20 protein-coding genes are annotated in these 19,515 nt (G+C 70.7%); 12 read left to right on the top strand and 8 right to left on the bottom strand.

The features are described from left to right. Positions 1-4 precede the first annotated feature (4 nt). The 4 genes from MKK84_RS16810 to MKK84_RS16795 all read left to right on the top strand — a co-directional run bounded on the left by MKK84_RS16810 (position 5) and on the right by MKK84_RS16795 (position 3,144). A complete protein-coding gene (locus tag MKK84_RS16810; protein WP_243921631.1) occupies positions 5-298 on the top strand; it encodes an RNA-binding S4 domain-containing protein in 294 nt (97 codons plus the stop codon). A gap of 204 nt (positions 299-502) precedes the next feature. Further along, positions 503-841, top strand: coding sequence for a ferredoxin FdxA (gene fdxA / locus MKK84_RS16805; protein ID WP_243921629.1), 339 nt, complete (start codon positions 503-505; stop codon positions 839-841). Between the two features lie 516 nt (positions 842-1,357). Beyond that, positions 1,358-1,957, top strand: coding sequence for a CarD family transcriptional regulator (locus tag MKK84_RS16800; RefSeq protein WP_243921627.1), 600 nt, complete (start codon positions 1,358-1,360; stop codon positions 1,955-1,957). Positions 1,958-2,268: 311 nt separating this feature from the next. Further along, a complete protein-coding gene (locus MKK84_RS16795) occupies positions 2,269-3,144 on the top strand; it encodes an RNA polymerase factor sigma-32 (RefSeq protein ID WP_243921626.1) in 876 nt (291 codons plus the stop codon). A gap of 62 nt (positions 3,145-3,206) precedes the next feature. Here MKK84_RS16795 and MKK84_RS16790 read toward each other — a convergent pair whose 3' ends face one another. Together MKK84_RS16790 and MKK84_RS16785 are read right to left on the bottom strand one after the other, a co-directional pair. Beyond that, complete coding sequence (locus MKK84_RS16790) at positions 3,207-4,439, bottom strand: MFS transporter (RefSeq protein ID WP_243921624.1); 1,233 nt, start codon at positions 4,437-4,439, stop codon at positions 3,207-3,209. Positions 4,440-4,509: 70 nt separating this feature from the next. Next, positions 4,510-4,860 (bottom strand): tautomerase family protein, encoded by a 351-nt coding sequence (locus MKK84_RS16785; protein ID WP_243921622.1) that lies wholly within the window; start codon positions 4,858-4,860, stop codon positions 4,510-4,512. Between MKK84_RS16785 and MKK84_RS16780 the strand changes: the two genes are divergently transcribed. Continuing rightward, positions 4,767-5,159 carry a hypothetical protein gene (locus MKK84_RS16780; protein WP_243921754.1) on the top strand — a complete coding sequence of 131 codons (393 nt, stop codon included), beginning with the start codon at positions 4,767-4,769 and terminating at the stop codon, positions 5,157-5,159. The two genes, MKK84_RS16785 and MKK84_RS16780, sit on opposite strands and share 94 nt — an antisense overlap. A gap of 34 nt (positions 5,160-5,193) precedes the next feature. On the opposite strand, the gene secB is transcribed toward MKK84_RS16780, so the two are convergent. Further along, positions 5,194-5,694: a protein-export chaperone SecB gene (gene secB / locus MKK84_RS16775; RefSeq protein WP_243921620.1), complete on the bottom strand. Its 501-nt coding sequence runs from the start codon at positions 5,692-5,694 to the stop codon at positions 5,194-5,196. 345 nt (positions 5,695-6,039) lie between these two features. On the opposite strand from secB, the gene MKK84_RS16770 reads away from it, so the two are divergent. From MKK84_RS16770 to gmk, 7 genes are all read left to right on the top strand, one after another. Next, positions 6,040-6,753 (top strand): Tim44/TimA family putative adaptor protein, encoded by a 714-nt coding sequence (locus MKK84_RS16770; protein ID WP_243921618.1) that lies wholly within the window; start codon positions 6,040-6,042, stop codon positions 6,751-6,753. Between the two features lie 18 nt (positions 6,754-6,771). Beyond that, complete coding sequence (locus tag MKK84_RS16765) at positions 6,772-7,953, top strand: murein transglycosylase A (RefSeq protein ID WP_409566518.1); 1,182 nt, start codon at positions 6,772-6,774, stop codon at positions 7,951-7,953. Then, complete coding sequence (locus MKK84_RS16760) at positions 7,950-8,588, top strand: Smr/MutS family protein (RefSeq protein ID WP_243921616.1); 639 nt, start codon at positions 7,950-7,952, stop codon at positions 8,586-8,588. The genes MKK84_RS16765 and MKK84_RS16760 overlap by 4 nt, the downstream gene beginning before the upstream one ends. A 97-nt stretch (positions 8,589-8,685) precedes the next feature. Continuing rightward, positions 8,686-9,576 carry a bifunctional DNA-formamidopyrimidine glycosylase/DNA-(apurinic or apyrimidinic site) lyase gene (gene mutM / locus MKK84_RS16755; protein ID WP_243921614.1) on the top strand — a complete coding sequence of 297 codons (891 nt, stop codon included), beginning with the start codon at positions 8,686-8,688 and terminating at the stop codon, positions 9,574-9,576. Between the two features lie 163 nt (positions 9,577-9,739). Beyond that, positions 9,740-11,137, top strand: coding sequence for an endolytic transglycosylase MltG (mltG, locus tag MKK84_RS16750; protein WP_243921611.1), 1,398 nt, complete (start codon positions 9,740-9,742; stop codon positions 11,135-11,137). Positions 11,138-11,318: 181 nt separating this feature from the next. Then, the gene (locus MKK84_RS16745; protein WP_243921744.1) at positions 11,319-12,176 is read left to right on the top strand and encodes a YicC/YloC family endoribonuclease; all 858 of its coding nucleotides are present in this window, start codon (positions 11,319-11,321) and stop codon (positions 12,174-12,176) included. A gap of 39 nt (positions 12,177-12,215) precedes the next feature. Further along, positions 12,216-12,878: a guanylate kinase gene (gmk, locus tag MKK84_RS16740; RefSeq protein WP_243921609.1), complete on the top strand. Its 663-nt coding sequence runs from the start codon at positions 12,216-12,218 to the stop codon at positions 12,876-12,878. 5 nt (positions 12,879-12,883) lie between these two features. On the opposite strand, the gene MKK84_RS16735 is transcribed toward gmk, so the two are convergent. The 5 genes from MKK84_RS16735 to truB form a co-directional block, all read right to left on the bottom strand. Then, positions 12,884-13,330 (bottom strand): DMT family transporter, encoded by a 447-nt coding sequence (locus tag MKK84_RS16735; protein WP_243921607.1) that lies wholly within the window; start codon positions 13,328-13,330, stop codon positions 12,884-12,886. 236 nt (positions 13,331-13,566) lie between these two features. Then, on the bottom strand, positions 13,567-14,175 hold the full coding sequence (locus MKK84_RS16730) for a biliverdin-producing heme oxygenase (protein WP_409566517.1): 609 nt from the start codon (positions 14,173-14,175) through the stop codon (positions 13,567-13,569). Next, the gene (locus tag MKK84_RS16725; protein ID WP_243921605.1) at positions 14,172-16,790 is read right to left on the bottom strand and encodes a histidine kinase dimerization/phosphoacceptor domain -containing protein; all 2,619 of its coding nucleotides are present in this window, start codon (positions 16,788-16,790) and stop codon (positions 14,172-14,174) included. Before MKK84_RS16725 ends, MKK84_RS16730 begins: the two co-directional genes overlap by 4 nt. 75 nt (positions 16,791-16,865) lie before the next feature. Continuing rightward, positions 16,866-18,260, bottom strand: coding sequence for a dihydrolipoyl dehydrogenase (locus MKK84_RS16720; RefSeq protein ID WP_243921740.1), 1,395 nt, complete (start codon positions 18,258-18,260; stop codon positions 16,866-16,868). Positions 18,261-18,454: 194 nt separating this feature from the next. Next, complete coding sequence (gene truB / locus MKK84_RS16715) at positions 18,455-19,483, bottom strand: tRNA pseudouridine(55) synthase TruB (RefSeq protein WP_243921603.1); 1,029 nt, start codon at positions 19,481-19,483, stop codon at positions 18,455-18,457. Positions 19,484-19,515: the final 32 nt, after the last annotated feature.

Genomic DNA, 19,515 nt, shown 5'->3' with positions numbered 1-19,515 from the left:
GCGCATGCGGGAAGACCGGCAGCGCCTCGACAAGTGGTTGTGGTTCGCGCGCTTCGCGCGGACTCGCTCCCTCGCGGCGCAGCTCGCCACCGGCGGCTTCGTGCGGGTGAACGGGGTACGCGCCGAGAATCCCGCCAAGGGAATCGGCATCGGCGACGTGGTGACCGTGGCCGCGCCGCACGCCACGCTGGCGGTCCGGGTGCTCGATCTCGGAATGCGGCGAGGACCGGCACCGGAGGCGCGTCTGCTCTACGACGACCTGTCGGGCGCAGCCGCTGCGCCGGAGCCCCCCGGGTGATGAGGCTGGGCAACAGCGCTCGGGCGAGGTCGGGATGCGGCGCCCGCGCGCTTGTCAGCCCGGGAGCCAGAGTCTAAGGCCGTTGCCTCCAAAGCCCGGCCCAGAGCCGAGCTGCACCGGCATTCCCTCGCAGTGCCACCCGGGCGTGCGGGCCATCCCGAGGCTCCGCCCGGGCCAAGTCGTGTTTGAGGACGAAGACATCCGATGACCTATGTCGTCACCGACAATTGCATCAAGTGCAAGTACACGGACTGTGTCGAGGTCTGTCCGGTCGATTGCTTCTACGAGGGCGAGAACATGCTCGTCATCCACCCGGATGAGTGCATCGATTGCGGCGTCTGCGAGCCGGAATGCCCCGCCGAGGCGATCAAGCCCGACACCGAGTCGAACCTCGGCACGTGGCTGAAGTTGAACGCCGACTACGCCAAAACCTGGCCGAACATCACGCAGAAGAAAGAGGCGCCGGCCGACGCCAAGGACTGGGACGGCAAGTCCGGAAAGCTTGAGGCCTACTTCTCGGCCAACCCCGGCTCGGGCGACTGAGCGGGCGCGGCGATCCTCACGCCGTGATGCCGGCCCGAGACAGGCGGGCCGGACCGGGGAAAAGCGGTGGGGTCGTCCGCGCCCGTCGCCCGCGCGGCCTGATCTGCAGCTGGCGAAGCCCAGCCCTGCAACAGGCTCATTTCCCTCCGGCCAAGCCGGTGTAAAACGCGGTGTCGCCGGGCACGGATGCCGTCCATGGGCCCGCGCACGTCTTCCGGTATGCTTTGCTCTGCGCGCCAGATTGTGGTAGACAATCTGCCTGCCGTCGCTCGTGCCTGACGTGCCTCCTCCGGTTGAAACACCTTCGATCATCGTGGGTCATAGGAGTGGTACGCGATTGACCGCCGAAAATGTTTCGGCGGGAGGTCCAGGCGTTTGCGCGGTTGCGCCGGGGAATTCCCCGGCCCTTGCACGTGGCGAGGGCTCGGGAGCGGCGAGGCAAACCGGGTGTCCCGCCCGGAAGAACACGGTTTCGTGCGGCGCTGGACGCTGCGCGCCAGTGGAGGCCCTTCTCGCATGACCACAGCCAAGAAGACGACGACCACAGGCCGGCAAGGTTTCAAGACCGGCGAGTCTGTCGTGTATCCGGCCCACGGCGTCGGTCGCATCACTGCGATCGAGGAGCAGGAAATCGCGGGCTACAAGCTTGAGCTGTTCGTCGTCTCGTTCGAGAAGGACAAGATGGTCCTGCGCGTACCGACCGCGAAGGCCAACAGTGTCGGCATGCGCAAGCTCGCCGAGCCGGAGCTGGTGAAGAAGGCCCTCGACCTGCTGACCGGCCGCGCCCGGGTCAAGCGCACCATGTGGTCGCGCCGGGCTCAGGAATACGAGGCCAAGATCAATTCGGGCGACCTGCTCTCCGTGACAGAAGTGGTGCGGGATCTCTTCCGCTCCGAGGCCCAGCCCGAGCAGTCCTATTCCGAGCGTCAGCTCTACGAAGCGGCCCTCGACAGGATCGTGCGGGAGATCTCCTCCGTGAACCGCATCACCGAGACCGAGGCGCTCAAGCTCATCGAGCAGAGCCTCGCGAAGTCTCCGCGCCGGGCCAAGAGCGAGGCCGAGGCCGAGGCGGAGCCCGAGGGCGAGAGCGACGACATTCAGGAAGAAGCCGCCTGAGCGACACGTCTCCCTGCAGCACCGACAGACCCGGCCCTTGCGGCCGGGTTTTTTTATGGGCGCACCGCCTGCCCACCCGGGGCGCGACGTTTTTGCACCCGAGGGGCTGGACTCGCGATCCCCGCCCCCCATGTCACCCTAACGGAACACGAAATCGTGCCCGGCCGCCTGTCGCATTCAACGGCAGCGGTGCGGAACTTTCTCCTTGAGCCTCCCGTTGTCGATGGCCAGGCGTTGCTTTGCGGCTGCGCCTGTGCGCCGGCCAGAAGGTCCGGCGCCGCACCAGCACTCGACAACAAGAGGCAGGCGGAATGGCTGAGATCGCAGGGATACGCAGGCAGTTCATCCGGACTGCGATGGAGGCGCCGTTCCTGGCCCGCGAGGAGGAACGTGGTCTTGCCGTCAGCTGGAAGGACAATCGCGACGAGCGTGCCCTTCATCGCCTGATCTCGGCCCACATGCGCCTCGTCATCGCCCTGGCGGGGCGTTTTCGTCACTACGGCCTGCCGATGGCCGATCTCGTCCAGGAAGGCCACGTCGGCCTGATGGAAGCCGCCGCCCGGTTCGAGCCGGAGCGGGATGTCCGCTTCTCCACCTACGCGACATGGTGGATCCGCGCCTCGATCCAGGACTACATCCTGCGCAATTGGTCGATCGTGCGCGGTGGCACCTCCTCGGCTCAGAAGGCCCTGTTCTTCAACCTGCGCCGCCTGCGCGCCCGGCTGATGCAGTCGACCGAGGAGCATGTCGGCGACGAGATCCACCGCCGCATCGCCACCGCCATCGGCGTCTCGCGCGACGACGTCGCCCTGATGGACGCCCGTCTGTCCGGCCCGGACATGTCGCTCAACGCTCCCGTGGGTGAGGATAGCGACGCCTCCTCGGAGCGGATGGATTTCCTCGTCGATGGCGCCGCGTTGCCGGACGAGACGGTGAGCGCCACGGTCGATGGTGAGCGGCGCCTCAGCTGGCTTCAGCAGGCGCTGACTGTCCTCTCCGAGCGCGAGTTGCGCATCCTGCGCGAGCGCCGGCTCGCCGAGGATCAGGCGACGCTCGAAGCCCTTGGGCAGCGCCTCGGCATTTCGAAGGAGCGGGTCCGCCAGATCGAAAACCGGGCCCTTGAGAAGCTCCGCCGCGCCTTGGCCGATCGGTTCCCCGCTGCCACCGGCAGCCCGCATATCGGTTGATCGACCTTACAGACGTTGAAACAAGCCCGGTCCGTTTGGCCGGGCTTTTTTGTGTCCGGGGCTCAGGCCTGCTGCATCGCCGCGCTGCGCCGCTCCCGCCGCTTGCGGCGTCGGCCGGGCTCGGGCGTGGCGTCGAGCCAGATCACGAGGCCCAGGGCGAAAAGCGCCGGCACGCCGAGGGCGAGGAACGCGCCGGTCCAGCCGAACAGGCTGTAGGACAAGCCGCCGTACCAGCCCGACAGGGCGCCCCCGACTCCCTGCACCGCATTGACGCTGCCTAGGGCCGTCTGGGTCCGGCCGGAGCCCCAGGTCAGGTCCGCGACCACCACCGGCACCGCCACCCCGACGATCCCCGAGGCCACGCCGTCCAGAACCTCGGCGGCGATGAGCCAGACCGGATCGTCGATCAGGCCGGACATGACGGCCCGGACCGGCAGAACCGCAAAGGCGACCATCAGAAGCTGGCGCCGCCCCCGCTTGTCCGCGAGCGAGCCGGCAAACAGCGCCACCGGCACCATCACGAGCTGCGCGACCATCACGTAGCGGGCCGTCCAGGTGGTCGCGTCAGCCGCGGTGGCCACGAGCTTCTGGCCGAGCAGCGAGAGCATGCCGCCATTGCCGAGGTTGAACAGGGTCAGCGCCACCGTCAGCACGAGGAGCCGGCGGTTACCCAGGACCTGCCGGATTCCGCCGCGCTGGGGCTCGTCCTCCGCATCCTCCTGCCATCCCACCGCCCGCCGCCGGTTCCAGGCGCTGGCCGGCGTCGTCAGGCTCGCGACGATCGCGGCCACCGCCATGGCGCCGAGCACCCAGAAGGCGATGGCCGGGCCGAAATACCCCGTCCCCAGGCTGATGCCGCCGGCCGCGACCAGGATACCGATATGGTTGAAGGCCTGATTGCGCCCCTGCTGCTTGGGAAAGCCGTCCTTCCCGACGATCCCGAGGGTCAAGGCGGCGACCGCCGGCAGCAACAGCGTGCCGCCCGCTGCGGCCAGGAGCTGGGCGAACAGCACCGCGGCGAAGCTGCGCGCCGGCAGCAGGAGCAGCGTCCCGGCCAGAATCCCGCTGCAGGCGAGCGCGATCAGCAGGCGGGGCTTCGGAAAGCGGTCCACCAGCGCGCCGAACGGGCCGCTCAGGAACAGCGTCCCGAACCCGACCAGCGTGATGACGAAGCCGACCCGCGCCGGACTCCATGAGGCCGCCTCGGCCAGCCAGGTTCCGAGAAACGGGCCGAGACCGCCCTGGATGTCGCCGATGAAGACGTTGATGAAGGCAAGATGCGTTGTGGGAGACATTCCGACCGGCGAAACTGCAAGGGGTGCCCGAACTGAGCCGTGGCACCCGTGCGGTCAAGCCTGCCCTCCGTCACATGGGCGGCCCGTCCTGCATAAGTCCGTCGCCGAATGACCAGTTTTCTGGCGAGACCTCGACCAGATTGACGAACACGTTGCCGGGCTTCACCCCGGGGTTATCCGCGAGGTTGCGGGCGATGGCCGCGTAGAGGGCACGCTTCTGGTCGATCGTGCGGGTCGCATTGGCGGTGATCTGGATCACCACCAGATCCGCGTCCCGCGCGATGCTGAGATAGTGGGGCCCGAAGGCGAAACCGGCCGCAGAGCGCCTTGAAACGGAAACCAGAAGCCGCTTCCGACGACGACGCGACCGGGCTCGCTTTCCAGGAGTCGGGACGGCCGTTGCCGCTCGCCACCCTGGCAAGTTCCTGCAATGTCCGGATGACGGCCGAGGCGGCCCCCGACGCGGCCGGCCTGCCTTGGCGGGAGGTGTTCGTCGGCGGTGGCGTGGCGGCAATCGGTGCCGCCGTGGCGGCTGGACTCGCGGTGGCAGCGCTGGCACCGAGCACGGCGCCGGCCGGGGTGGTGGAATGCGGCGACCGTCTCGGCCTACCCGAACTCCCGCTCACCCGGATCATGCTGCACGCGCGCCCCTTGCGGGGGCCGGCCGCGGACGCGCTGCGCGCGTTGGCCGCGGCCTATCGTGGGTCCGGTGGCCGCTGAAGGGCCACTGGGGGTCACGACACCGGTCGGAGGCTCAGGAGTCGAGCGGGCCCTGCGCGCCCTGCTGCTCCATGACCTTCTGCCGGTACAGGCCGACGAAGTCGATCGGATCGATGTAGAGCGGCGGGAAGCCGCCGTTGCGCACCGCTTCGGCCACGATCTGGCGGGCGAAGGGGAACAGCAGGCGCGGGCACTCGATCATCACGGCCGGATGGATCTGGTCGGCCGGGATGTTCTGCAGGCGGAACACGCCCGCATAGGTCACCTCGAACGCGAACAGAACCTCGCTCTGGATCTTGGCGTCGCCATCGAGCTTGAGCTCGACCTCGAAGTCCGTCTCCGAGAGCTGCGACGCGTTGACGTTGACCTGGATGTTGATCTGCGGCCCCTGGCCCTCCTTGGGCTGCAGGGAGCGCGGCGCGTTCGGATTCTCGAAGGAGAGATCCTTCGTGTACTGCGCCAGGGCGTTGATCATCGGCATATCGCCCTGCGGCATGCCGCCGCCGTTGCCGTTCGCTGCCGGTGAATCGGCCATGCGGATTTTCCCTCTCGATCGGCCGGCGGAGCCGGCGCGGGTTGTCTCAGCGGGTGCCGCTGGATCGCGCCGCGGAACTGCCCCGAACGGCAGGGCCGCTAACACGGGCGCCGGGCCTGGACAAGCGAGCTGGTCGCGCGAGCTGGCGGGGCGCTGGCCGCGGCGGCCGCCGTGACCCATATCGGAACCTGATCGCGGGTTCGGGATGCGCGGGTATAACCGGCTCGCTCCCGGCGCGTTGGTCAGATATGAGTCGCCAGGATTATGCGCGCTTTGCCGGCGTCGCAGTGCGCGCGACCTGAGCAAGGGGCCCAGGGTCGCGCCGCGGCCACCATCGGATCGGTGATGCAGGACAGTTTCGACGTTACGACGATCATCTTCCTCGCGCTTGCGGTCTTCGTGATCTGGCGTCTGCGCTCGGTGCTGGGCCAGAAGACCGGCGCGGAACGCTCGCCGTTCAAGCCGGTCGACCGCAGCCGCACCGAGCCGCAGGCGCGCAGCGAGGGCGACAACGTCGTGCGCCTGCCGGGCGCCGACCGAGCGGCCCCGCCCCCGGCCGCCGCTCCGGCGTCGCGCGACTGGCGCGGAATCGCCGAGCCCGGCTCCGAGGTCGCCCGGGGCCTCGAAGCCTGTGCCCAGGCCGAGCCGGGCTTCGATCCGCGCGCGTTCCTGGAGGGCTCCAAGTCGGCCTACGAAGCGATCATGATCGCCTTCGCCAAGGGCGACCGGAAGACCCTGCGCGGGCTCCTGTCCAAGGAGGTCGGCGAGGCGTTCGAGCGGGCGATCGCGGAGCGCGAGCGCAACCGGCAGACCCTGGAGACCACCTTCGTGTCGATCGACAAGGCCGAGATCGTGGCGGTCGAGGTGCGCAATCGGGTCGCGCAGATCACTGTACGGTTCCTGTCGAACCTCATCACCGCCACCCGCAATGCCGAGGGCAAGGTGGTGGATGGCAGCGCCGAGACCGTGGTCGAGGTGCCCGATGTCTGGACCTTTGCGCGGACCCTCGGCTCGCGCGACCCGAACTGGCAGCTCGTGGCCACCGAGGCCGGCGCCTGACCGCTTGATAGCTGCATCGTGACGATCCCGCGCACCTGGCCCGGAGCCGTCACGGCTGCCCTTTTGGCGATGGCTCCGACAGGAGTATCGGCCGCCGCGCCGGCCGTGGTCGGCGGCGCAACCCTGACACCGATCTCCATCGAGGCCCTTCCGGGTTTTCCCGGACAGGACGTTGCCGCAGCCCTGGACGCGTTCCGCCGGGTCTGCGTCGCCCCGGCGCCGGCTCTGCCGCAGCCCGCCGGGATCGCCGGTGACGCAGCCGCACTCGCCGAGGCCTGTGCGGCGGCGAAAGGGGATGTGCCGGACGCGGCCGCGTTCTTCCGGGATCGCTTCGACGCCTTCCGCATCGACCGCGCGGGTGCCGGCCAGACCGGCTTCCTCACCGGCTATTTCGAACCCGAGCTGGTGGGCTCGCTCGATCCGGGACCGGACTTTCCGACGCCGGTCCTCGCCCGACCCGACGACCTCGTGTCCCTCGGCCCCGGCGAGACCCGACCCGGTCTCGATCCATCCCTGCGCGCCGCCCGCGCCACCGCGGACGGGTTCGGCCCCTACCCTGACCGCGCCGCCATCGAGGACGGAGCCCTCGGCGCGCAGGCGCGACCGATCCTGTGGCTGCGCGACGCGGTCGATCTGCTGCTCCTTCAGGTCCAGGGCTCCGGGCGCGTGCGCCTGCCCGACGGACGCGCGGTGCGGGTGCTGTACGACGGGCGCAACGGGCGGCCCTACACGGCGGTGGCCAAGCTGATCGTGCAGGAGGGGCATCTGCCCCTGGAAGGCCTGACGCTGGCCCGCTGGACCGGCTGGCTGCGCGATCACCCCGATATCGCCAAGCGCCTGATCCGGGCGAACGCCTCCTACATCTTCTTCCGCCTCGCCCCGATCGAGGATCCGGCCCTCGGGCCGCCGGGGGCCGCGAACGCGCCGCTCAGCCCCGGCCGCAGCCTCGCGGTGGACGCGTCTCTGTGGCGCTACGGGCTGCCGTTCTGGCTCGCGGGGCCGCTTCCGGGTGCGGCGCCGGGCGAGGCCGGGCGCCTCGTGATCGCGGCCGATACGGGCTCGGCGATCGTCGGCCCGGCCCGGGGCGATCTGTTCGTCGGGACCGGCGCGCAGGCCGGCATCGTGGCCGGGAACCTGCGCGACGCGATCGGCTTCGTGGTGCTTCTGCCGAAGGCCATGCCGGGCGGGAGCGCCCGATGAGGCCGCCCCGCCGCGGGCGCCGCCTCAGCGCCGGGGAGACCCGGCTCTGGGACGCGATCGCCAAGCTGGTGACGCCGCTGCCGGGCCGCGCCACGCCGATTCCCGAGGCGGTCCCCGCCCCGGTGCCTGCGACCGCCACGATGCCGGCGCTGACGGCCCCGATCCTGAAGCCGACCGCGCCGCCGAGCGCGAAAAAGCCGCGCGCCAAGAAGCCCCCGCCCAAACCGGCTTCGGAGCCGCCGCGTCCCGCCACCGCCCTGCCCTACCAGGCGCCGCCTCAGAGCCACGTTCCGAGTGCCGGGCTGGAGCGGACCGCGAAGGTCGGTCTGCGCCGGGGCCGGCTCGCCATCGACGCGCGGATCGATCTGCACGGGATGGTGCAGGCCGAGGCGCATGCCGCGCTGACGGGCTTCCTGCTCCGGGCCCGGGCCGCCGGACATGCCTATGTGCTGGTCGTCACCGGCAAGGGCGGCTCACGTTACGGAGAGGCGTTCGCCGAGCGCGGCGTGCTCCGCCGCAGCGTACCGCACTGGCTGCGGGGGCCGGACCTTCACGGCATCGTGCTGGGCTTCGAGGAGGCCGCGCGCCACCATGGCGGCGGCGGCGCACTCTACGTCCGGCTGCGGCGGCGCTGAGGAGCGGCAAACCGCGCGGGGCCAAGCCGTTGCGGCCTCGGCCGATCCCGCCGATATCCGACATCTGGCGCACGAGGCGCCGCGAGCCGCGAGTGAGATGCCGGAGCTTCCCGAGGTCGAGACGGTGCGGCGGGGGCTGGAGCCTGCCATGGTCGGGGCCCGGTTCAGCCGCGTCACCCTGCGCCGGCCCAACCTGCGCTTCCCCTTCCCCGAGCGCTTCGCCGCCCGGCTGGAGGGCCGCACCGTGACCGGGCTCGCGCGCCGGGCGAAGTACCTCGCCGCCGGCCTCGATTCCGGGGAGACGCTGATCATGCATCTCGGCATGAGCGGCCGGTTCGATGTGGCCTTGCCCGACGGCAGCAATTTATCGCCGGGGGATTTCTACCTGGAGGGCGCGCAGGGCACGCCCAAGCACGACCACGTTGTGATGGCCATGAGCACCGGCGCCACCGTCACCTACAACGACGCGCGCCGCTTCGGCTTCATGGACCTCGTCCCAAGCCGCGATCTCGAAACCTGCCGCCACTTCGCCCGGATGGGTGTCGAGCCCCTGGACGGGCTCACCGGCGCGGTGATCGCCGGGCTCTTCCGCCACAAGATCACGCCGCTGAAGGCCGCCTTGCTCGACCAGAGCCTGATCGCGGGGCTCGGCAACATCTACGTCTGCGAGGCCCTCCACCGGGCGCGCCTGCATCCCGAGACCCCGGCCGGAACCCTCGCCCGGCCCGACGGGCGGCCCGCCCCGAAGGCCAACACCCTGGCCAAGGCGATCGTGCAGGTGCTGGAGGCGGCCGTGAAGGCCGGCGGCTCGACGCTGCGCGACTACGCCCACACCGACGGCAGTTCGGGGGCCTTCCAGCACGCCTTCCGGGTGTACGACCGGGTCGGCCTCGCCTGCACCCGGCCCGGATGCGGCGGCGCCATCACCCGCATCGTGCAGGCCAACCGCTCGACCTTCCTGTGCGTGACCTGCCAACCGCCCGGCTGACGGCCCGGTCCGATGGCGGCGATCCGGCCCTTCGATGCCGCGGAACGGCATTTTCGCCACAAACCCGACTAGGGTCTCAAGCCTCGACGTGCGCACCCGGTTGCTGGCAGCCGATCCCGGCCCGCGACGCGTGACGGGTCGCGCGGACCCAGACAGGATCCCGATGTTCTTCCGCCGCTCAAAGACGTCCGCGCCCGAACGCATCGTGCGGGATCCGACGGACGAGCCCGCCCTGCCGCAGCGGCTTTCGCCGCGCTCGCCCAGCGAGGCGATCAAGCCGACCGTCGCCCCGCCGCCCCCGGAGCGCCCCGAGCGTGAGCGCGGCAGCTTCGTCGGCGTCGTCAGCGGCGCGCTGACCTTCGCGGTGGTCATCGCCATCGCGGCGATGATCGGCATCACGCTGTTCCAGCGGCAGGTGCGCGAGGCGGGGCCGCTTGCGGCCGACAAGGTCGTGGTGATTCCGCCCAGCGGCACCGGCGAGATCGCCGACGCTCTGAAGCGCGAGGGCGTGATCGACCATACCGGCCTGTTCGAGTTCGCCGCCCGCTTCGGCGGACGCCCGGCGCTCCGGGCCGGCGAGTACATGTTCAAGGCCCATGCCAGCATCGCCGACGCGCTCGACACGATCGCCACCGGCCGGCAGGTCCAGCACGCCATCACCTTCCCGGAGGGCCTGACCTCCGAGCAGATCGTGGCGCGGCTCAATGAAAATGACGTGCTCACCGGCGAGATCAACGAGATTCCGCCGGAGGGCTCGCTCCTGCCCGACACCTACAAGTTCGAACGCGGCGCGACGCGCCAGAAGATCGTCGACCTGATGAAGACGAAGCAGCGCGAGGTGCTGAACCAGATCTGGCTGCGCCGCAGCGCCGACGTGCCCGTGCGGACACCGGCCGAGATGGTCACTCTCGCCTCCATCGTCGAGAAGGAAACCGGCCGGGCCGACGAGCGGCCGCGGGTGGCGGGCGTGTTCATCAACCGCCTGAACAAGCGGATGAAGCTGCAATCGGACCCGACGATCGTCTACGGCCTCGTGGGCGGGCGCGGCACGCTGGGCCGCGGAATCATGCGCTCCGAGATCGACCGACCGACCCCCTACAACACCTACGTGATCGAGGGCCTGCCGCCGGGCCCGATCGCCAATCCGGGCAAAGCCGCCCTGGAGGCGGTGGCCAACCCGTCCCGCACCAAGGACCTCTTCTTCGTGGCGGACGGCACCGGCGGCCACGCCTTCGCGGATTCGCTGGAGGCGCACCAGCGCAACGTCGCCCGCTGGCGGGCGGTGGAGAAGAGCCGGCAGGCGCCGCCGGACGCCGTCGACAAGGTCGAGCCGGGCCCCGATCCGGCGACGCCGGGCCGGGCCTCGGCCTATGCGCCCGGTGACAACGGGGGAAGCACGAACGCGGCCTTCCTCGAAACCGGCACGCCGGGCAGCCGGGCCTTCGACGCCTCCGAGGGCACACGGCTGGATCCGCTGAAGAACCGCAGCTACGATCTGGGCTCGCCGAAGTCCGTGCCGGCGCTCACGGCGCCGACGCCCGCGCCCAAGGGCCGGCGTTGAGGGACGAAGGACACCCACCAGGGCCCGGTCCGCGCCGCTGAGCAGGATCCGGCCACTCCCCTATGCTTGAGGGTCGTTTACTCCGGAAGAACCCGGCTGGCGCCTCTTCCCGGTGGGACGATCCGTGCTACAGGCGCCGATCTTCACCGCAACGGGGTTCGCCTTGGCCCAGATCGCGAGCATGACCGGCTTTGCCCGGGCGGCGGGCACCACCGGGCCGGTGCACTGGGCCTGGGAGGTCCGCAGCGTCAACGGGCGCAGCCTCGAGGTGCGCGTCCGGGTGCCGGCCGGCCAGGACGGGCCGGGCGAGGCCGCCCGTGCCGCGCTCCAGAAGGCGCTCACCCGCGGCCAGTGCCAGTTGTCTCTTACCTTGACCAAGCCCGAGACGGCCGCGCGCGTGCGAATCAATCAGGCGCTTCTGGCGGGCCTCGCGCAGGCGGTGGCGCGGGTGCCGGTCCCCGACGGCATGGCCCCCGCCACGATGGACGGGCTGCTCGGCCTGCGCGGCGTCGTCGAGGTCGAGGACGAGACGGCCGACAGCGATGCACTCAGCCAGGACCTGACCGAAGGGGCGGTCCGGCTGGTAACGGATCTCGTTGCGGCGCGCGGCTCCGAAGGGCGCCAGCTGCAACAGGTCGTCACCGCCCAGATCGACCGGATCGCCGCGCTGACCCAGGCCGCCGAGGACAACCCCGCCCGGCAGCCCGAGGCGGTTCGCGCCCGGCTGGAGGCGGCCGTCGCGGCGCTGGGCGGCACCGGCCTCGACCCGGACCGGCTCCATCAGGAGGCGATGCTGCTCGCCGGCAAGGCCGACGTGCGCGAGGAGCTCGACCGGCTCCGGGCCCATCTCGACAGCGCCCGCGAGCTTTTGGCCGCCGGCGGTGCGGTCGGCCGGCGCCTGGATTTTCTGGCTCAGGAATTCGGCCGCGAGGCCAACACTTTGTGCGCCAAGGCCAACGACATCAGCCTGTCGCGGATCGGGCTCGACCTGAAGGCCGTGGTCGAGCAGTTCCGCGAGCAGGTCCAGAACATCGAGTGACGTGAGGGTACGGATGCGCAACACCGCAGAGCCACGCCGATGACCGAGCCGGCCGGAACCGTCTCCGACACCATCGCCCGGCGCGGGCTGATCCTGATCCTGTCCTCGCCCTCCGGGGCAGGCAAGACCACGCTCACGCGGGCGGTGGCGCAGGACCCCGCCTGGGCACTCGACCTGTCGATCTCGGTGACCACCCGGGCCCGGCGCCCCTCCGAGATCGATGGCCGGCACTACCACTTCATCGAACGCGAGGCCTTCGAGGACCTGCGCGCCCGCGACGACCTGCTCGAATGGGCCGAGGTCCACGGCAATTTCTACGGGACACCCCGCCGCCCGGTGGAGAAGGTGCTGGGCGCCGGCCGGGACATGATCTTCGACATCGACTACCAGGGCACGCGGCAGGTGCGCGCCAAACTCGCCCAGGACGTGGTGACGATCTTCATCCTGCCGCCCAGCCTGGCGGAGCTGCGCCAGCGCCTGGAGCGCCGGGCCGAGGATTCGGCCGAGACGATCGAGAAGCGCCTCGCCAACGCCCGGACCGAGATCCAGCGCTGGGTCGAGTACGATTACGTCATCGTCAACGACGACCTGCAGAACGCCTTCCGGGCCCTGCAGGGGATCCTCGCGGCCGAGCGGCTGAAGCGCGCCCGCCGGACGGGTCTCGCGACCTTCGTGGACGGGCTGCTGGCCGAAACATCGTAAGCTCCCTACCGGCGAATCAGCACGACGCCGCCGATCAGGAGCCCGACCCCGAGGAGGCGCGGCAGGTCGATGGGCCGCTGCGCGAGGCCGAGCAGGCCGATCTGATCGAAGAGCACCGAGGCGAGCATCTGGCCCGTCACCAGCAGGGCGAAGAAGGTCGCGGCGCCGAGCTTCGGGACCAGCAGAATCGCAAGCCCGATGAAGAGCGCGCCGAACAGCCCACCGCTCCAGGTCCACCAGGGGATGCGCCCAGCCACGCTCGTGGCTGGGATGGGATCGCGCAGGACGGCAGCCAGAAGCGCCATGCAGGCGAGGCCGACCGTATAGCTGGCCACCCCCGCCCAGGATGCCGATGCGAGCCCGGTGCGCAGGTTCGCGTTCAGGATCTGCTGCACGACGAGACCGGCGCCCGCCAGGACAGCGAGCAGGGCGGAGAGGGCAAGGGCGAGCATCGACGAACCTTCACGGGCTGGATTGGGCCGACATTGACAGCCGCTTCGGCCGATGCCGTCAAATGCCCGAAGGGCGCGCGTCGATGCAGGATCGGCATGATCAATCCGGCCCGCGTTGCAGATCGAGACGTTGCTGCTGCGCCCGGCCGGTCGGCCGACGAGCCGCTTCGCCGAGCGGCTGATCGTCCACCTGAAGGCGGAGCGGGACGCGTTGGTGGGCCGATGACCCGGTGGGGTCAGCCCGCGGCCGGCACCCCGTGCGGCGCACAGAGCCATGTCCGCATTGCCGCGAAGGTCGCCACCGCCGCACCGATCAGCGCAGCCTCCGCCTCCGCATCATCGCCGAATGCGTCGAGGCGTATCCGGAAGGCGGACCACATCGCCCCGGTTCGCGGGCCGTGGGCGCGGTAATAGGTAAGCCCCGTCTCACTGAGGCCATGCAGGCCCGCGATGTGCCGGCCGATCAGCTGGCCGCCTAGGGTCGAGCCCTCCAGCACGTAGAGCGCCCCGGTCGCCGCGGCGGGACCAAGGAGCGGGACAGAACCGGGCCGTGGCAGCGCTGCGATCGCCGCCGGGGCGAGGCCGAGATGGTGGAGATCGGCCGCCAGGCGTGCCAGGCGCCGCCGCGGCGCCAGGAACGGCTCGTCGGCGAGCTGCGTGCCGATCGCGTGCTCCCAGGTGGCGTGGAAACCGTGAAGCCGGGCCAGCAGGTCGCGATAGCCCGCGAGCGTCGCCACCCGCGCCTGCCAATCGAGGCCGGCTTCCAACGCCCGGTGCGCCGGGTCGGTGGCCGCACGGAGACGCGCGTGCAGGCCGTCGCGCCGGATCGGGTTGGCGGGGCTCACGCGGTGATCGTGAAGCAGGCGCCAGGATTGTTGGCGACGTCGAGCCGGGCGTTGATCTGATCGAGCATCGCCCGGATCAGCTTCATGCCGAGCCCCGAACCCTTGCCGCCGCGGGCCTTCGCGTTGGCCCAGTCATCGGGCAGGCCGGCGCCATCGTCGCAGACGCGCAGTTGCACCGCGCCGGGGCCGGAGGCCGAGACGCTGACCTCGACGCGGCCGCCGCCGGCTGGTTTGGCCGCGTACTTGAAGGCGTTGGTCACGAGTTCCGTGGCGATGAGCGACAGCGCCACCGCCTTGCGGTAGGGCACCATCAGGCCCGGCTCGGCGGTAAGATCGACCGCATGGCCCTCGCCCGCGAGTTCCGCGAGGTCGTTGCACAGGCTCTCGAGGGTCTGACCGAGATCGACCTCGTCCACGCGCTCGGCTTGGTACAGGCTATCGTGCACCCGGGCGACGCTCATCACCCGCGCCGAAGTATCGGCGAAAGCCTGACGGGCCTCGCCGTCGGAGATCTGGCGACGCTGCATCTGCAGGAAGGCCGAGACGATCTGCAGGGAGTTCTTGACCCGGTGGTCGATCTCCCGCGTGAGCAGATCTTTCTGCTCCAGCAGCCGCTCCTTCTCGGCGAGCAGGCCGGTCAGCTCGTCGATCTTGCGGCGCTGGCGGAGCACCACGCCCTCCACCGCCTCCGCGAGGGAGCCAGCGAGCTGGATCTGCCACTCGGCCCAGGGAGCCGCGAAGCCGGTCCGCTCCTCGACCCAGCGCTCGAACGAGCGCCGCGGCAGCACCGCCACCGGGCCGCTGCCGGCGAGCACCGGCTTACGCGGATCACCGCCCCACGTGACCGTGCTGGGCACCTCGGGGCGAAACCAGAGGAGCAGGTTCTCGCGCGACTGATCCACGAAGGTCGCGAGCAACCCGCTGGCGATCTCGCGATGCGGCGCCGCGTCCGGATAATCGGCCGTGAAGCTGATGCTGCTGTAGCTGAACTCTCCTGCCGGGACCTGCGCCTGCAGCCAGTTCGCGATCGCCGTCACCAGATCCGCCGGGGGCGTACGGCCGATCAGCGTGACCTGCCCACCCGAGACGATGCCGGCGCCCGTGGCGCTGAACAGATCGAGCAGCGTCGTCCCGCCGTCCGTCAGGGCGCCCACGAAGTCGTCGGAGCGGGTCAAGCGGCGCACCAGGCGGCCCTCGACATCGAGATGCGCCTGCCGCTCGGCCCAGAGCCGGCGCGACTCGATCTCCTGTACCCGCATGGCGAAGGCATCGGTCAGCACGGTGGCGGCCGAGCGGGTCTCGGGCGTGACGTAATGCGGGCGGCGATGATGCCCGATCATCAGGCCCCAGAGCCGGTCTTCGACCATGATGGAGATCGACATCGAGCCGTTCACGCCGAGGTTGCGCTGATACTCGAGGTGGATCGGCGACAGCGTCCGGTGCTGGGCGAAGGTCAGGTCGATCGGGCCGTTGCCGGCGCCCGCGGCCGACACCAGCCCCACCGGTACGCTGTCGCGGTCGATTACGAAGCGGCTCTTGGCCTTGGTGTAGAGCGCGCGGGCCTGGGCGGGGATGTCGGAGGCAGGGAAGCGCAGGCCGAGCAGGCTGCGCGACCAGTCGCGCGCCTTGTCCTCGGCCACCGCCTCGCCGTTCCAGTCCACGTCGAACCGATAGACCAGCACCGCCTCGAAGCCGGTGAGCGCGCGGATCTCCAGGGCGGCGATCCGGGCGGCATCCGCCAGGGTCTCGGCCGCGCGCAGGCGTCCGACGGCGAGTTCCGTATCGACCTGGCTGGCGGTGGCGAAATCGGCGGCCGAGTCCGGCTCCAGCTCCAGCTCGACGATCACGCGTCCGGCATGAGCGTGGGCGACCGCATAATAGGTCGCGTCGCGGCCCGGCAGGGTGAGCCGGGCGCGAACCGAGCGGCCGTCATCCAGCGTCTGGTCCGCCAGCCGACGCCGGACGGTCTCGACGAAGGGTGCGGGCAGGATCTCCCCGAGGGGGCGCCCCGCCAGGGGCGGAACGATCGGATCGACGATCTCATCGATGTTGGCCGAGTAGGCGAGCACCATCAGGGTGCTGACATCGGCCGCCAGCATCACGGCGTTGGGCTGGATCGAGCCCGGGATATGGATCGGCTCGCGCTCGCACAGGCTGGCATCCACCGGCTCGGCCCGGACCCGACGCCCGATCGCCGCCAGGACCGCTTCCCGGGACTGGCCGGCACCCAGGCTCTCGAGCGGATCGATCGTCAGCCACGTCACCGGCGGACCGCCCGCCATGATCCCATGGCGCATGTGGATTCGAGCCCGCAGCGGCTGCGGCACCCGGCCGAACACGTAGTCGAAGCGCTCGTTTAGGGCGCCGCGGCGTGCGCCCGCGAGGAAGCGCCCCCGAAAATTCGGGACGTTGGCCCCGGGCATCACGTCGCGGAAGTAGTCGCGTCCGAGCACGGCCTCGCGCGCGAAGCCCGAAAGCACGCTCGCGCCCTCGCTGAAGGCCACCACCGCGCCGGCGGCATCCAGACCGATTACCCCCTGATCCAGGCGGTCGATCGCGTCGGGTGCGAGCACATCGAGGTCAATCGTGCTGTCGTCGGCCGGACTCGGCGGCATCAGGAACCCAATCAGCTCATCGAACGGGTATGGCGGTGAGATGGGCCGAGCGCAATGCTCGGGATCGCGACTTGATCAGCACTGGTTTTTCGTCCGTGCCATGTCGGTCAGAGCGGTCTTCAGCGCTTCTTCAACTGTGGGATGGTAAATCGGCCGCTCGATCACATCCCGGGCCGTCAGCCCGTCCGCGACCGCGTAGGTGAGGAGGTGGGCGAGGTGCTCCACGGCGGGGCCGAGCATCTCGCCACCGAGCAGTCGCCCGTCCCGATCGGCCCAGATCCGGATGCCGCCCTGGTTGTGTCCTTCAACGCGGGCGCGGCCCTGATCGGAGAAATCCATCGCGCCGATCACGCAGTTGTCAGCATCCGGATCGTAGGGGGCACCGATGGCGGCGGCCTGCGGATGGGTGAACACCATGGCGAGGCGCGTCCAGGGCGCCACCGCCTGGACCGGCCGCCCGGACGCCAGGGCGGCGGCGTTGGCGCCGGCGATCCTGCCCTGGCGGCTCGCCTCGTGGAGCACCGGCCGCCAGGCATCGGCATCACCCGCGATCAGGACCGGCGCTCCGATGCAGACCTGGGTGCTGTGGTCGAAGTCCGGGACGCCATCCGCGCCGAGGCGCAGGCCGGCCGCGGGGAGATCGAGGTCGTCCAGGTTCGGCGCACGGCCGGCGGCGGCCAGCACCCGCGCGGCCCGCGTCACCTGCCCGCAGCCCTGGCGATCGGTCCAGTCGAGACGGACCCCGTCACCCTCCGGCTCCGCGCTCACCAGCGTGGCGCCGAGATGCAGGTCCAGCTCGGCGCCGAAGATCCCGGCCGCTTGGCGGGTGAGATGTGGCTCGCTCAGCCCCGCGATGGTATCGCCCGCGTCGAGCACCGTGACGGCGACGCCGAGCCGGGCCATCGCCTGCGCGATCTCGATCCCGACGGCGCCGGCCCCCAGGATGGCCAGCGAGTCCGGCAGATCGGGCATCTCGAACAGGGTATCGGTGGTGTGAAGGCGATCGCCGAGGCCGCGCAGGGGCCGCGGCACGATCGGGCTCGATCCCGTGGCGACGATGGCGGCCCGGAAGCGGACCCGCAGGCCCTCTCCGACTGCGAGCGTCCCGGCGTCCTCGAAGCGGGCGCTGCCGCGGATGCGCGCCTCTTCCGGCAGATCGTCCTGGCCCTCAAGGACGCCGCCGACGAAGCGGTCGCGCTCGGCGCGAAGGCGCGCCAGCACGGCGGGTCCGTCCACGGCGACCTCCCGCACGCGAATTCCGAACAGATCGGTGTTACGCGCCGCATGGGCGGCGGTCGCGGCGGCGATCAGCAGTTTGGAGGGCATGCAACCGACCCGCGCGCAGGTCGTGCCGCCGGGGCCACGCTCGATCAGGACGGCGTGGGCGCCGGCTTCGGTGGCGGCGCGATAGGCGGCCAGCCCCGCCGTTCCGGCGCCGACCACCGCGACGTCGCACGCCAGCTCGTCCATCATTCCCCCGGATCACCCGCCGGGGCCAAAGTCTTATCGCTGAGGTTCGTTCCGCCTGCGCGCATCCGCCCAGGTGGACTGAGGTGCCTGCGGGCGGCTCGGATCGCAGCCTGGCCGGTGTGCTGCGCGACAACCCTTCTCCCGGCGGGGGAAAGGGGAATCGCTGCGGCTCGATCGGGGATGCGGCGTCGGCGTTACACCCCGCGGCCCGGTGCCGTTCCACCGAGGTGGAACACCCGATGCGGCACCAGCTCGCCGCGCTCGACATCGCCGACGGCAACCAGGATGCCGGCACAGGTGGCGAAAGCCTTGCCCTCCACGGGGGCGTCCCGGCCGCGCAGGATCACCGGTTGGCCACGCATCAGGCGCAGGCCGAGATCCCGGGACACCGCGACCTCCGGGATCGCGTCGAGTGCCGTCTCCACCGGGCGCAGATAAGCGAGCGCCGCCTCGGGGGTGCCTTCCGACAGAGTGGCGACCGGGCAGGATTCGGCTTCGGAGAACGGTCCCACGCGGGTCCGACGCAGAGCCGCCACGTGGCCGTAGCAACCGAGCATCCGGCCGAGATCCCGGGCGAGCGCGCGGACATAGGTGCCCTTGCCGCACTCGGCCTCGATCACGGTCCGCTCGCCGTCATGTTCGATCACGGCGAGCCGGTCGATCTGCACAGGACGAGCCACGAGTTCCACGATCTCGCCTTCCCGGGCGAGATCATAGGCGCGCTCGCCCTGGATCTTGATCGCCGAGTAGCGCGGCGGCACCTGCTCGATGGCGCCCACGAAGGCCGGCAGCGCGGCCTCGACCGCGGCGCGATCCGGCCGGGCTTCGCTGTTCGCCACAGGACGGCCCTCGGCGTCGTCCGTGTCGGTCTCAACGCCCCACTGGACCGTGAACCGGTAGGCCTTGCGGCCGTCCATCACGAAGGGAACGGTCTTGGTCGCCTCGCCGAGCGCGATCGGCAGGATGCCGGAGGCCAGCGGATCGAGGGTGCCGGCATGGCCGGCCTTCTTGGCGTTGAAGGCACGCTTCACCACCGCGACCGCGTGGGTCGAGGTCATGCCGACATGCTTGTCGAGGATCACCCAGCCCGACACGTCCTGGCGCTTGGGGCGGTCGGGGCGCGGTCCACGCTGCGGGCGACGGCCCTCCGGGGGCCGGCGCTCGCCGGCCGAGCTGCCGGCCGGGCGCTCGCCCTGCGGATGATCTTCGATGGAAACCGTCATGTCCTCGTGTCCCCCGGGGTCATGCCCCGTCC

This window comes from Methylobacterium sp. E-065 (assembly GCF_022829605.1).
Classification (GTDB): domain Bacteria; phylum Pseudomonadota; class Alphaproteobacteria; order Rhizobiales; family Beijerinckiaceae; genus Methylobacterium.
Note: the sequence above shows the minus strand (reverse complement) of the source record. Positions and strands in the feature narration are given on the sequence as shown.

Bases quoted from the DNA above. Each gene is read 5' to 3' on its own strand.
- fdxA (WP_243921629.1), top strand. From the start codon at position 503: ATGACCTATGTCGTCACCGACAATTGCATCAAGTGCAAGTACACGGAC.
- MKK84_RS16735 (WP_243921607.1), bottom strand. From the start codon at position 13,330: ATGCTCGCCCTTGCCCTCTCCGCCCTGCTCGCTGTCCTGGCGGGCGCC.
- MKK84_RS16800 (WP_243921627.1), top strand. From the start codon at position 1,358: ATGACCACAGCCAAGAAGACGACGACCACAGGCCGGCAAGGTTTCAAG.
- MKK84_RS16720 (WP_243921740.1), bottom strand. From the start codon at position 18,260: ATGGACGAGCTGGCGTGCGACGTCGCGGTGGTCGGCGCCGGAACGGCG.
- MKK84_RS16770 (WP_243921618.1), top strand. From the start codon at position 6,040: ATGCAGGACAGTTTCGACGTTACGACGATCATCTTCCTCGCGCTTGCG.
- MKK84_RS16745 (WP_243921744.1), top strand. From the start codon at position 11,319: ATGACCGGCTTTGCCCGGGCGGCGGGCACCACCGGGCCGGTGCACTGG.
- secB (WP_243921620.1), bottom strand. From the start codon at position 5,694: ATGGCCGATTCACCGGCAGCGAACGGCAACGGCGGCGGCATGCCGCAG.
- MKK84_RS16810 (WP_243921631.1), top strand. From the start codon at position 5: ATGCGGGAAGACCGGCAGCGCCTCGACAAGTGGTTGTGGTTCGCGCGC.
- gmk (WP_243921609.1), top strand. From the start codon at position 12,216: ATGACCGAGCCGGCCGGAACCGTCTCCGACACCATCGCCCGGCGCGGG.
- MKK84_RS16760 (WP_243921616.1), top strand. From the start codon at position 7,950: ATGAGGCCGCCCCGCCGCGGGCGCCGCCTCAGCGCCGGGGAGACCCGG.
- mutM (WP_243921614.1), top strand. From the start codon at position 8,686: ATGCCGGAGCTTCCCGAGGTCGAGACGGTGCGGCGGGGGCTGGAGCCT.
- MKK84_RS16790 (WP_243921624.1), bottom strand. From the start codon at position 4,439: ATGTCTCCCACAACGCATCTTGCCTTCATCAACGTCTTCATCGGCGAC.
- mltG (WP_243921611.1), top strand. From the start codon at position 9,740: ATGTTCTTCCGCCGCTCAAAGACGTCCGCGCCCGAACGCATCGTGCGG.
- MKK84_RS16725 (WP_243921605.1), bottom strand. From the start codon at position 16,790: ATGCCGCCGAGTCCGGCCGACGACAGCACGATTGACCTCGATGTGCTC.
- truB (WP_243921603.1), bottom strand. From the start codon at position 19,483: ATGACGGTTTCCATCGAAGATCATCCGCAGGGCGAGCGCCCGGCCGGC.
- MKK84_RS16795 (WP_243921626.1), top strand. From the start codon at position 2,269: ATGGCTGAGATCGCAGGGATACGCAGGCAGTTCATCCGGACTGCGATG.